The 11,741-nt window shown below is 68.9% G+C and carries 12 protein-coding genes; 8 read left to right on the top strand and 4 right to left on the bottom strand.

What is annotated here, in order from left to right:
• Positions 1 to 9 precede the first annotated feature (9 nt).
• The 3 genes from AC1RIF_RS05000 to AC1RIF_RS04990 all read right to left on the bottom strand — a co-directional run bounded on the left by AC1RIF_RS05000 (position 10) and on the right by AC1RIF_RS04990 (position 2,567).
• Positions 10 to 1,029: a HEAT repeat domain-containing protein gene (locus AC1RIF_RS05000; protein ID WP_492600284.1), complete on the bottom strand. Its 1,020-nt coding sequence runs from the start codon at positions 1,027 to 1,029 to the stop codon at positions 10 to 12.
• A 12-nt stretch (positions 1,030 to 1,041) separates the two neighbouring features.
• Positions 1,042 to 1,707 carry a HEAT repeat domain-containing protein gene (locus tag AC1RIF_RS04995; protein ID WP_492600283.1) on the bottom strand — a complete coding sequence of 222 codons (666 nt, stop codon included), beginning with the start codon at positions 1,705 to 1,707 and terminating at the stop codon, positions 1,042 to 1,044.
• A 218-nt stretch (positions 1,708 to 1,925) separates the two neighbouring features.
• Positions 1,926 to 2,567, bottom strand: coding sequence for a dihydrofolate reductase family protein (locus AC1RIF_RS04990; protein WP_492600282.1), 642 nt, complete (start codon positions 2,565 to 2,567; stop codon positions 1,926 to 1,928).
• Positions 2,568 to 2,690: 123 nt separating this feature from the next.
• On the opposite strand from AC1RIF_RS04990, the gene AC1RIF_RS04985 reads away from it, so the two are divergent.
• From AC1RIF_RS04985 to prcA, 5 genes are all read left to right on the top strand, one after another.
• Positions 2,691 to 3,074 carry a nitroreductase family deazaflavin-dependent oxidoreductase gene (locus AC1RIF_RS04985; RefSeq protein ID WP_492600281.1) on the top strand — a complete coding sequence of 128 codons (384 nt, stop codon included), beginning with the start codon at positions 2,691 to 2,693 and terminating at the stop codon, positions 3,072 to 3,074.
• A gap of 50 nt (positions 3,075 to 3,124) precedes the next feature.
• Positions 3,125 to 4,624 carry a depupylase/deamidase Dop gene (gene dop, locus AC1RIF_RS04980; RefSeq protein WP_492600280.1) on the top strand — a complete coding sequence of 500 codons (1,500 nt, stop codon included), beginning with the start codon at positions 3,125 to 3,127 and terminating at the stop codon, positions 4,622 to 4,624.
• A gap of 130 nt (positions 4,625 to 4,754) precedes the next feature.
• Entirely contained in the window at positions 4,755 to 4,949 is a 195-nt protein-coding gene (locus AC1RIF_RS04975; protein WP_005513229.1) for a ubiquitin-like protein Pup, read from the top strand.
• Entirely contained in the window at positions 4,946 to 5,830 is an 885-nt protein-coding gene (gene prcB / locus AC1RIF_RS04970) for a proteasome subunit beta (protein WP_492600279.1), read from the top strand. The genes AC1RIF_RS04975 and prcB overlap by 4 nt, the downstream gene beginning before the upstream one ends.
• Positions 5,827 to 6,639, top strand: coding sequence for a proteasome subunit alpha (gene prcA / locus AC1RIF_RS04965; RefSeq protein ID WP_492600278.1), 813 nt, complete (start codon positions 5,827 to 5,829; stop codon positions 6,637 to 6,639). Before prcB ends, prcA begins: the two co-directional genes overlap by 4 nt.
• 4 nt (positions 6,640 to 6,643) lie before the next feature.
• Here prcA and AC1RIF_RS04960 read toward each other — a convergent pair whose 3' ends face one another.
• Complete coding sequence (locus AC1RIF_RS04960; RefSeq protein ID WP_492600277.1) at positions 6,644 to 8,062, bottom strand: bifunctional phosphatase PAP2/diacylglycerol kinase family protein; 1,419 nt, start codon at positions 8,060 to 8,062, stop codon at positions 6,644 to 6,646.
• Between the two features lie 117 nt (positions 8,063 to 8,179).
• On the opposite strand from AC1RIF_RS04960, the gene pafA reads away from it, so the two are divergent.
• The 3 genes from pafA to AC1RIF_RS04945 are packed head-to-tail and all read left to right on the top strand — an operon-like array spanning position 8,180 to position 11,574.
• The gene (pafA, locus tag AC1RIF_RS04955; RefSeq protein ID WP_181818863.1) at positions 8,180 to 9,538 is read left to right on the top strand and encodes a Pup--protein ligase; all 1,359 of its coding nucleotides are present in this window, start codon (positions 8,180 to 8,182) and stop codon (positions 9,536 to 9,538) included.
• Positions 9,539 to 9,598: 60 nt separating this feature from the next.
• On the top strand, positions 9,599 to 10,606 hold the full coding sequence (locus tag AC1RIF_RS04950) for a helix-turn-helix transcriptional regulator (protein WP_492600276.1): 1,008 nt from the start codon (positions 9,599 to 9,601) through the stop codon (positions 10,604 to 10,606).
• Positions 10,603 to 11,574, top strand: a complete 972-nt coding sequence (locus tag AC1RIF_RS04945; RefSeq protein WP_492600275.1) for a helix-turn-helix transcriptional regulator — start codon at positions 10,603 to 10,605, stop codon at positions 11,572 to 11,574. Before AC1RIF_RS04950 ends, AC1RIF_RS04945 begins: the two co-directional genes overlap by 4 nt.
• Positions 11,575 to 11,741: the final 167 nt, after the last annotated feature.

Below are 11,741 nucleotides of genomic sequence, written 5' to 3'. Positions count from 1 at the left end.
CGAATTCGATCAGCGACTACGCCGTGGCGGGGTCCGTCCGCGATCCTGCACGTCGACAATCGCGGCCGCAGTGGCCGCGATCGTCCGGTCGCTGTCGTGGACCAGTCGCGTGAGGGCCCGACGTGCCGCAGCGCCGGGAATCTCCGCCAGCGCCTGCGTGATCCGCAGCCGAGTGGGTGCGTCGTCCATGTCGTCGAGCCTGTCCTGTAAGGCCTCGACAACATCTTCGGTGGCGGGCGAGACACCCGCCAGCAGGCCCAGTACCTCTGCGGCCTCGACGTCACCGCGGCCCTCGACGACCATGTCGACGAGGGCCGGAATCGAGTCGGCACTGCCCCGGGCGCCGAGCGCGAGGGCCGCGCGTCGACGCACCGTGGCGTCCGAATCGTCGAGAGCGCGCCGCAGGAGCGCGATCGACTCCGCGGCGCGCACTGCCGCGATCGCGGCAGTCGCACGGCGTCGGACGTCCACATCCGCCGAATCGAGACCGGCCGCCAGATCCGCCAGACCCTTGCCGGCGGCTCGCGCCAACGACCACTGCAGTGCTCCGGCGACGTTGGGGTCGTCCTCCGCCAGGGCCGCTTCGACCAGCGCCCGGGTGGGCAGCGCCGCGTGTGGGGACAGGATCGCCTGCTGCCGACGGGCCGCGGAGTCCGATTCGAGCGCGCGCAACAGACTGACGGTGCGCAGGACCGTGTCCCACTCCGCGGGGGCGGCTGAGTCGACGTGTTCGAGCGTGGCGAGCAGTTCCTCCTCGGCCGCTATCCGTCGTCGCGTGTGCCGGATGAGGTCTCCCACCAGATCGGCAGGCGCGAAGCCCGGCTGGTCCAGGGCGCGTCCGGCCTCGTCCAACGACAGACCCAGGGTCCGGAGACTCTCGACGTGGAAGAGACGACGGATGTCGTCGGCGGAGTACTCGCGGTAGCCGCCGGACGTGCGTCCGGTCGGCGTCACCAGTCCCAGCGCGTCGTAGTGGCGCAGCATGCGTGCGCTGACACCGGAACGCCGCGAGACCTCACCGATCAACATTCCGTCGCCTCCTCACGTGTCCGGACCGACCACGGTGACCCGCTTCGCCATCTCGACCGAGAGCGTGAACCCGCTGTCGGGGTCGACGCGGAGCCGCTCGGTGGCCTCGGCATGGGCGCGCACGTGCGGATCGAGACTCGCCGTGGCGGCGGCCAGCACCGGCCCGGCGCCCGCCCCGAGCCCCGCCAGCGCGCGGCTCAGGCTGAGCTGCATCTCCCGGTCACCCCGTCCGAGCTCGATCGCGAGATCGGCCGCGAGATCGCCCTCGCCGCCGGCCGGCACGAGTGCCAGCGCCGCCCGCCACGCACTGCGCGCGACCTCGTCGTGCTCGTCGTGCAGGAGCGCCGAGACTGCGGGCCAGGCGCGCCGATCCCCGATCTTCGACAGGGTGTGCAGCGCCTGGCTGCGGGCCTGCGGGGTGTCGGCCCCGAGCTGGTCGAGCAGTCTCGGCACCGTGCAATCGACCGGCAGCCGGCACAGTGCCCAGGTCAGCATGTCGCGGACGAAGAAGTCCGGTTCGGCGGCACAGCGGGCGACGAGGGCCTCCACGAGACGCGGATCGCGGCCCGTGCCCGCGGCGAGTGCGGCCCGCAGCCGATCCGACGGGTCCGCGGCAGCCAGGGCGTCGACGAGGTGGGCGCTCGGCCCACCGTGGTTGGTTGTGTTCACGACAACCACCTCCTTCGTCGACCATTCGAGTCCTTGTCACAGTGTCAGGGTCAAGTCGCCGAGTCCACGTTCCGGTGTGTGGCGTGACACGATGTGGTCCGATTGAGAGTCGGACCACAGTCGCCACGAAACGTGGTGCGGGTGGCTATCGTCGGCTGCGCGGTGCCCGAGCCCAACCCCGACTGGGCTCGGGCACCGTTGCATCGAAGGTCATCCCGACCCCCGGGTCACCTTCTCCAGAACAGGTGGTGGGTCACCCCGCTGGGGCTGGGCACGCGTTCCAGGTGGAATCGGTCCAGCAGTTCCTCGGGTGACTCCCACAGCTGCAGTCCGGATCCGAATTCCACCGGCGAGACCGCCACGTGCATGGTGTCGACGAGATCGGCGTCGAGGAACTGCCGGATGGTGGAGACACCGCCGCCGAGTCGGACATCCTTACCCTGAGCCGCCGCGCGCGCCTGCGCGAGGATCGTGGCGGGGTCGCCGTCGACGAAGTGGAACGTGGTGTCCGAAAGCGTGAACGAAGGCCGCGTGTGATGGGTCATGACGAACACCGGGGTGTGGAATGGGGGCTCGTCGCCCCACCAGCCGCGCCATTCGTGATCCTGCCAGGGGCCGCGGTGGGGCCCGAACTTGTTGCGTCCCATGATCTCGGCGCCGATGTTGTGTGTGAAGTCCCGGGTGAAGTAGTCGTCGAGGCCGCGGCTGCCGCCGGGATCGGTCCGGTTGGGCCAGCTGGCTGTGGCGCCGGCCCACGCGAGCATGTCGCCCGGGTCGAGGCCGAACGGGCTCTCGAAGCTCTGGTTCTCGCCGCAGGCGATCCCGTCGCTCGAGACGGTGAAGTTCTGGACTTTCAGTAGTTGTTCCACTCGGTTCTCCCACACACTGGATGAAGGTTGCGAAGGTAGAGACTCAGCGCACCGGGCAAACTCATCGCTCACGCTCCGGCTGCTACCGACGCTAGGCTGCAACGGACGAGAGGTGGTGGCGCCATGCCCCTTCCACGTTCACTCGCCCGGGCGAATCGGGTGGGACTCAATCGGGTCGTGGTCCGCGTCGCCGGTCATCTGCCCGGATTCGCGATCGTGCAGCACCGGGGGAGACGATCAGGGCGCACGTATCGGACGCCGGTCAACGCGTTTCGGATCGGAAACGGCTATCGGTTCGCGCTGACGTACGGCGCCGACAGCGACTGGGTACGTAACGTGCTTGCCGCGGGCGAATGCGACGTCGTGGTGCGCGGACGCGTCGTTCATCTCGTCGAACCGCGTCTCGAGAAGGACCGCGGGGCGCGGTGGGCCCCGGCTCCGGTGGCGCTGGTTCTGCGGCGGATCGGCGCCGACACGTACCTCCAGGGCCGGGTCGCGGAGCGGTGAGCGAAGTCGTCCCCGGGGTGCGGGGGCGCGGAACGCTCTAGGCTCGTGCCATGCAGCGGATCATCGGTATCGAGGTCGAGTACGGCATCTCTTCGCCCACCGAGCCTTCGGCGAACCCGATTCTCACCTCCACGCAGGCGGTGCTCGCGTATGCGGCGGCCGCCGGTGTGCCCCGCGCGAAGCGCACCCGGTGGGACTACGAGGTGGAGTCGCCGCTGCGCGACGCCCGCGGATTCGACCTGGGACGACTCAGCGGTCCGGCGCCGGTGATCGATGCGGACGAGGTGGGCGCCGCGAACATGATCCTCACCAACGGGGCACGCCTGTACGTCGACCACGCCCACCCCGAATACTCGGCGCCCGAGGTGACCGACCCGATCGATGCGGTGATCTGGGACAAGGCCGGGGAGCGGGTGATGGAGGCGGCCGCACGGCACGCGTCGAGCGTCCCGGGCACCCCCCGCCTGCAGCTGTACAAGAACAACGTCGACGGCAAGGGCGCGTCGTACGGCACCCACGAGAACTACCTGATGTCACGCGAGACTCCCTTCTCCGCCGTGATCACCGGCCTGTCCCCGTTCTTCGCCTCCCGCCAGGTCATCTGCGGCTCCGGACGCGTCGGCATCGGGCAGTCCGGTGACGAGGCCGGCTTCCAACTGTCGCAACGGGCCGACTACATCGAGGTCGAGGTGGGGCTCGAGACCACGCTCAAGCGGGGCATCATCAATACACGCGACGAGCCGCACGCCGACGCCGACAAGTACCGCCGCCTGCACGTGATCATCGGCGATGCCAACCTCGCGGAGATGTCGACGTACCTGAAGGTCGGTACCACCGCGCTCGTGCTCGACCTCATCGAGGCCGGCGTCGATCTGTCCGACCTGCAGCTGGCGCGCCCGGTCACCGCGGTCCATCGCATCAGCCACGACCCGACCCTGCGGGCCACCGTGGCCCTCGCGGACGGTCGCGAACTCACCGGTCTTGCGCTGCAGCGGATCTACCTGGATCGGGTCGCAAAGTTCGTGGACGGCGAGGGCAACGACGATCCGCGGGTCGCGGACATCATCGAGAAGTGGGCGATGGTGCTCGACCTGCTCGAACGTGACCCCATGGAGTGCGCACACCTGCTCGACTGGCCCGCGAAACTCCGCCTCCTCGAGGGATTCCGGAACCGTGAGGGGCTCGCGTGGTCGGCGCCGCGCCTGCACATGATCGACCTGCAGTACTCGGACGTCCGGCTGGAGAAGGGACTGTACAACCGGCTGGTCGCGCGCGGGTCGATGGAACGACTCGTCAACGAGCAGCAGGTCCTCGACGCGGTCCACAACCCGCCGACCGACACCCGGGCCTTCTTCCGCGGCGAGTGTCTGCGCAGGTTCGGCGCGGATATCGCGGCGGCGAGCTGGGATTCGGTGATCTTCGACCTGGGCGGCGAGTCGTTGGTCCGGATTCCGACCCTGGAGCCGCTGCGGGGCAGCCGCGCTCATGTCGGCGAACTTCTCGACTCGGTGGATTCGGCCGCTGAGCTGGTCGATCAGCTTACGAACTGATCACACCGGCGAGTCGTGCTGCGTGCTTGCAGCCCCACAACCACCGGTGATCGGTAGGGTTAGGGTCCGAGTAGGACGTCCGTCGGAGGTGTGCTCCGACGAGTCCGCGGTAACGAGGAGGTCGGTGGCCATGGCCCAGGAGCAGACCAAGCGCGCTGGTGGCGGAGACGACGACGATGCCCCGATCGGTGAGGGCGCGGCCGGGCAGGAACGTCGCGAGAAGCTGGCGGAGGACACCGACGATCTGCTCGACGAGATCGACGACGTGCTCGAGGAGAATGCGGAGGACTTCGTGCGCGCCTACGTCCAGAAGGGCGGCCAGTGAGGGCGGATCGTGCAGGGGTGCCGTCGACTGCCGGCGGCCTCGGGATGAACACCGGGTTCGCCTACGGATCGAACCTGTCGTCGTTCACCGAGCACCTGCGCCTCCACGCACCGGAGCTTCTGCCCGGAAATCGAATGGACATGAGCCACACCGGTTCCGACGGTGGTAGTGCGGACATCGCTCCGCACGGGACCACGATCGTCGCGTTGACGTTCGCCGGCGGCGTGGTGCTCGCCGGCGACCGTCGGGCCACGATGGGCAACCTCATCGCGAGCCGCGACGTCGAGAAGGTGTTCGTCACCGACGACTACTCCGCGGCCGGGATCGCCGGTACCGCGGGCGTCGCCATCGAACTGGTCCGGCTGTTCGCCGTCGAGCTCGAGCACTACGAGAAGATCGAGGGCGTCCAGCTGACGTTCGACGGCAAGGCCAACCGCCTGTCGTCGATGGTCCGCGGCAACCTGGGTGCCGCGATGCAGGGCCTCGCCGTCGTTCCGTTGCTGGTGGGCTTCGATCTGGATGCCTCCGACGCCGACCGCGCCGGGCGCATCGTCTCGTACGACGTCGTGGGCGGCCGGTACGAGGAACGCGCCGGATACCACGCGGTCGGATCAGGATCCCTGTTCGCGAAGTCCTCGCTCAAGAAGCTCTACCGGGAAGGCGCAGACGAGGAGTCGGCGCTCCGGATGGCCATCGAGGCGCTGTACGACGCGGCCGACGACGACTCGGCCACCGGCGGACCCGACCTGATCCGGGCGATCTACCCGACGGCTGTGTCGATCACCGCCGACGGCGCCGTGAACGTGCCGGCCGGTCGGACCGCCGAACTGGCGCGTGCCGTCGTGGCAGACCGCACCGAGGAAGGACGCACCCCGCGATGACCCTGCCGTATTACGCCTCCGCCGAGCAGATCATGCGCGATCGCTCGGAGCTGGCGCGCAAGGGAATTGCGCGCGGCCGCAGCGTCATCGTGCTCACGTTCGCGGGCGGTGTCCTGTTCGTGGCGGAGAATCCGTCCACCGCGCTGCACAAGGTGAGCGAGCTGTACGACCGGCTCGGTTTCGCGGCGGTGGGCAAGTACAACGAGTTCGAGAATCTGCGGCGTGCCGGCATCGTGCACGCCGACATGCGTGGGTACTCCTACGACCGACGTGACGTGACGGGTCGTTCGCTCGCCAACGGGTACGCGCAGACCCTCGGCACGATCTTCACCGAGCAGCCCAAACCGTACGAGGTGGAGATCTGCGTGGCCGAGGTCGGTCCGCAGGACGCTCCGCCGCAGGCGCAGCTGTACCGGATCACCTACGACGGATCGATCGTCGACGAGCAGCAGTTCGTCGTGATGGGCGGCACCACCGAACCGATCGTCACCGCGCTGCGCGAGTCGTACCGCACCGGAATGGACCTTGCCGAGGCCGTTGCCGTCGCCGTCAAGGCGCTGCAGGACGGAACGTCGTCGGGCAACGGGGATTCCGATCGCCGCACGCTCGGGGTGTCGAGTCTCGAGGTCGCGGTGCTCGACCAGTCCCGTCCGCGGCGCACGTTCCGGCGCATCTCCGGCAGTGTGCTCGAGTCGCTGCTGCCGGTCCCGCCCGCCCCACAGGGTGACAAGGGCGATGCCGCCACCGAGGCGAGTGAGAAGAAGCCGGACGTGGAAGGCGATGCCCCCGAGAACGGGGACACCGCCTAGCCCGCTACAGCTTGCGGTAGAGCACCACGCGGTGCGGTTCGCTCCGGAACTGGAATCGGCGCCCGTCGGCGACCACCTCGCCGTCGGTCGCCAGGGCGACCGGGTCACCGTCGATCTCGATGGTCACCGCGTCGGTGTTCTTCTGCACGTATGTCGGGGACGCCCCCAGGGTGCCCGTGAGCGCTGCCGCCACGAGCCGCAGCCGCGAGAACCGGCGGTCCGCCAGCAGATACCGCACGTCGAGCGTGCCGCGGTGGATCTCCGGGCGTGACATCGGGACCTGATCGGCGGGGGCGTACCGGCCGTTGCCGACGAACAGCATCCACACCGCGTGCTCGGTGCCGTCGATGGTGACGGTCAACGGCTCCGCCGATGCCAGGACCCGCACCATCGCGAACGCCGCGGCCGGCCACTTGCCGAGCCGCGGTTGCCAGCGCTCCCGGAGTCGTACCGAGTCCGGGTAGCCGCCGAGGCTCGCGGTGTTGACGAAGGTCGACTCCTGACGGCCGTCCACCCGGACGCGGCCCAGGTCCACGACCTCGGCACTGCCCTCCGCGATCGCGTCCGCGGTCGACGCGATGTCGCCGACACCGGCGTCCCGAGCGAAGTGGTTCAGGGTCCCCCCGGGGAACACCGCCAGTGGTAGGTCGTGCCGAACAGCCGCGGACGCGACCGTCACGACCGTCCCGTCACCGCCGCAGACTCCGAGGGCCTTGGGGGAGTGGGTCGAGATCACCTCGTCGAGTTGCTGATCGAAGTCACGGTCGGCATCGAACTCGACCACCACCGCCTTCGGTAACTGGGACTCGAGCTCGGCGCGGGTGCCGTCGTCGTCGGTTCCGGAACCGGGGTTGGCGAACACGATCATGCCCTCGCCGTCGGGCAGGGCCTGGGTGCTGCGGTCGGGGCCGAGGGTCGCCGGTTCCTCGTCGCGCACCGCCCACCAGCGGCGGGTCGCGAACGCGACGGCCCCGCCCACGCCCAGGCCCACCGCGACGTCGGACGGCCAGTGCACGCCGGTGTGGACCCGGGAGTAGGCGACCGCTGCCGTGACCGGTGCGAGCGCTGCGCCGGCGAGCGGAAACTCGAGCGCGACGCCGGTCGCGAACGCGGCCGCCGAGGCCGAGTGCCCCGAGGGAAACGACGACGAGCGCGGCGCCGGGAGCCCGCGGCGGGTCGCGAAGCCGAGCGTTCCCGCAGGCGGACGCCGACGGGGAAACACCGGTTTGAGCACCGCGTTGGACAGTGCGCTCGCGCCGGCCACCGACAGCAGGCCGCGCACCGCGGCCCGGCGAGCGCGTCCACCGGCCAGTGCCATGCCGGTGGCGACACCGATCCAGAGGACGCTGTGGTTGGCTGCCGTGCTGAGTGCGCGCAGACCCCCGTCCATTCGCGACGGGGGCAGATCGGTGCTCAGGCGCATGAGGACACGGTCGGTACGTTCGGGAAAACATCTCACTTCGGCCACGTTCCCACCCTAGGGTCGCGAGCCTCTTCGTGAACGCCGTGGCAAATCCGCTCCGCGCTGTACTGTCGAAGTGTGCAGCGACGAATCATGGGAATTGAGACCGAGTTCGGTGTCACCTGCACCTTTCACGGTCATCGAAGGCTGAGTCCGGACGAGGTTGCGCGTTACCTCTTCCGACGGGTGGTTTCGTGGGGCCGTAGTTCCAACGTGTTCCTGCGGAACGGCGCACGGCTGTACCTCGACGTCGGGTCGCATCCGGAGTACGCGACCGCCGAGTGCGACAGCCTGCTGCAGCTCGTCAACCACGACCGCGCCGGTGAACGCGTGCTCGAGGATCTGCTCGTCGATGCCGAGCAGAGGCTCGCCGAGGAGGGCATCGGCGGCGACATCTACCTGTTCAAGAACAACACCGACTCGGCGGGGAACTCGTACGGCTGCCACGAGAACTTCCTCGTGGTCCGCGCGGGGGAGTTCTCCCGGATCTCCGACGTCCTGCTCCCGTTCCTGGTGACCCGCCAGCTGATCTGCGGTGCGGGGAAGATCCTGCAGACGCCCAAGGCGGCGACGTTCTGCCTGTCGCAGCGGGCCGAGCACATCTGGGAGGGCGTCTCGTCGGCGACGACGCGGTCGCGGCCGATCATCAACACGCGCGACGAACCCCACGCCGATGCCGAGAAGTACCGGCGGCTGCACGTGATCGTCGGCGACTCCAACATGTCCGAGACCACGACGATGCTCAAGGTCGGGACCGCGGCGCTGGTGCTCGAGATGATCGAGGCGGGCGTCCCGTTCCGGGATTTCGCACTCGACAATCCGATCCGCGCGATTCGCGAGGTCAGCCACGATCTGACGGGACGCCGTCCGGTCCGGCTGGCGGGTGGCCGTCAGGCCAGTGCGCTCGACATCCAACGCGAGTACTACTCGCGGGCCGTCGAGCATCTGCAGACCCGCGAACGGGATCCGCAGGTGGATCAGGTGGTCGATCTGTGGGGCCGCGCGCTCGACGCCGTCGAGAATCAGGATTTCGCGAAGGTCGACACCGAGATCGACTGGGTGATCAAGCGCAAGCTGTTCCAGCGGTACCAGGACAAGTACGGGATGGAGCTGGCCGATCCCAAGATCGCCCAACTCGACCTCGCATATCACGACATCAAGCGCGGTCGTGGTGTGTTCGACCTGTTGCAGCGCAAGGGGCTGGCGAAGCGGGTCACCGAAGACGAGACCATCGAGGCCGCGGTGGAGACGCCGCCGCAGACCACCCGCGCGAAGCTACGGGGCGAGTTCATCGCCGCCGCGCAGGATGCGGGCCGCGACTTCACGGTCGACTGGGTGCACCTCAAGCTCAACGATCAGGCGCAGCGGACGGTGCTGTGCAAGGACCCGTTCCGGTCTGTCGACGAGCGTGTGGAGCGGCTGATCGCATCCATGTGACGTCCGGTCCGACCGTTTTGCTACCGGTCGGTCCGGTCCGGAGCCGTTAGGCTCGGCGACGTGGCGATAGCGAAAGTCGAGCGGTTGATGAACCTTGTCATCTGCCTGCTCTCCACCCGGCAGTTCCTCACTGCGGAGAAGATCCGGGAGAGCGTGGCGGGCTATGACGAGTCGGCGAGCAACGAGGCCTTCAGCCGGATGTTCGAGCGGGACAAGAACGAACTCCGCGATCTGGGGATCCCCCTCGAGACGGGGCAGGCGGGCCGGTTCTCGACCGTCGAGGGTTACCGGATCGACCGGACGGCCTACGAATTACCCGATGTCGATCTGGACACCGCCGAGGCCGCGGCGGTCGCGGTCGCAGTGCGGCTGTGGGGGTCACCGGAACTGATGTCCGCGTCGCAGAGCGCGCTGATGAAGCTGCGCGCGGCGGGCGTGCAGGTCGAGGCCGATCTCGACGCGGTTCCGGTGTCGGCGATCCCGGCACGCACCCGCGGATCCGAGACCGCGATGCGCCAACTGCTCGAGGCGGTCGATGCCGGCAGGGTGGTCGAATTCCAGCATCGTGGCGCCCCGACTGAGCCGTACGTCACGCGGACGGTGGAACCGTGGGGCGTGGTGACGCTGCGCGGGCGCTGGTACCTCGTCGGGCACGATGTCGATCGCGATGCGACCCGGACGTTCCGGTTGTCGCGGATCGGTGATCCGGTCAGGGCGGTGGGGCCGTCGAACGTGGTCCGGAAGCCGGCCGACGTGGACCTGCGGGCGATTGTCGACTCGGTCACCGGTGCGGGTTCGGTGACAGGAACCGCGACAGTGTGGGTGGCCGAGGGCCGAGCGCACGAGCTCCGGCGGCTCGGAGCGGCGCATGGGCCGCGGGAACTCGGCTCACGGCCCGGAACGGTCCTCGAGATTCCGGTCCGGTCGTGGGACTGGATGGCCCGTCTCGTCGCCGGTCACGGCGTCGATGCCGTGGTGCTGGGGCCGGAGTCGTTGCGGTCGAACGTGAAGGAGAAGTTGCGGTTCGCGGCCGGGGTCGGAGCCGAGACGATGGAGGCGGACCGATGAGCACGAGGCTGTCGCGGCTGACGCGCCTGCTCAACCTGGTTCCGTACTTCATGGCGCATCCGGGTATCAGCAAGGAACAGGCCGCCCGCGAGTTGGGCGTCACGGTACCCAATCTGATGAAGGATCTCGATCAGCTGTGGGTCTGCGGGCTGCCCGGTTACGGACCCGGCGATCTGATCGACCTGTCGTTCGACGAGGACACGGTCTCGGTCATCTTCTCGGCCGGCATCGATCGGCCGCTGCGGCTGACGTCCACGGAGGCGACGGTGCTGCTGGTGGCTCTGCGGTCTCTCGCGGAGATGCCCGGCATGGTCGATCCGTCGGCCGCGCAGGGGGCGATCGCGAAGATCGAGTCCGCCGCCGGGAGTGCTGCTCGGGGGCGGGCCGTCCCGCAGGACGGCCCGGAGCGCGAAGGTGCACCGGAGAACCCGGTCGCGGCGGTGGTGCGGACCGCGCTGCAGAACGATCACGCGCTGCACCTGACGTACTACTCGGCGTCGCGCGACGCGGTGTCCGAGCGTGTGGTGGACCCGATCCGTTCGTTGCTCGTCGACGACCACACCTATCTGCAGGCGTGGTGCCGGCAGGCCGAGGGGGTGCGGCTGTTCCGGTTCGATCGGATCGACGCGGCCGAGGAACTGGACGAGCCGTCGGCGGCGCCCGAGCAGGCGCTCGGTACCGACGAGCACCTCGAGTTGTTCAGCGACGACCCCGACCTGCCGCAGGCAGTCCTGCACGTCTCGGCCGACCAGGGCTGGATCCTGGACAACTATCCGATGCACCCGGTGCAGACTCTTCCGGACGGTTCGGTCGAGGTGACGATGCGCTACGGGTCCCAGGAATGGATGGCCCGACTCGTCCTCGGCTTCGGCTCCGGTGCGAAGGTGCTCGAACCGCCGGAGCTGGTCGCCGCGGTCCGCGATCGCGCGTGTTCGGCACTCGACGTGTACGACGCGATGGAGGCGTGAGACCCGGCACGCGACGGCACGCGAATCGGCTGGATCGAGCACACTTCAGGCGGCCGAAGGAGTAACTTCGGATGGCGGTTGCGTGAACTGGTTCGCGGCGACGTGCGCGGACCGCTCCGGTTGGTCGTTACGTCACGGTGAACAGGACATTTGCACCAAGACCGGCG

Source organism: Prescottella sp. GW823-FHT02E09 (assembly GCF_058797375.1).
This window is presented reverse-complemented; position numbering and strand designations above follow the sequence as displayed.

Coding starts and splice junctions, on each gene's coding strand:
- AC1RIF_RS04975 (WP_005513229.1), top strand. CDS start 4,755: ATGGCCCAGGAGCAGACCAAGCGCGCTGGTGGCGGAGACGACGACGAT.
- AC1RIF_RS04960 (WP_492600277.1), bottom strand. CDS start 8,062: ATGCGCCTGAGCACCGATCTGCCCCCGTCGCGAATGGACGGGGGTCTG.
- prcA (WP_492600278.1), top strand. CDS start 5,827: ATGACCCTGCCGTATTACGCCTCCGCCGAGCAGATCATGCGCGATCGC.
- AC1RIF_RS04985 (WP_492600281.1), top strand. CDS start 2,691: ATGCCCCTTCCACGTTCACTCGCCCGGGCGAATCGGGTGGGACTCAAT.
- dop (WP_492600280.1), top strand. CDS start 3,125: ATGCAGCGGATCATCGGTATCGAGGTCGAGTACGGCATCTCTTCGCCC.
- AC1RIF_RS05000 (WP_492600284.1), bottom strand. CDS start 1,029: ATGTTGATCGGTGAGGTCTCGCGGCGTTCCGGTGTCAGCGCACGCATG.
- AC1RIF_RS04945 (WP_492600275.1), top strand. CDS start 10,603: ATGAGCACGAGGCTGTCGCGGCTGACGCGCCTGCTCAACCTGGTTCCG.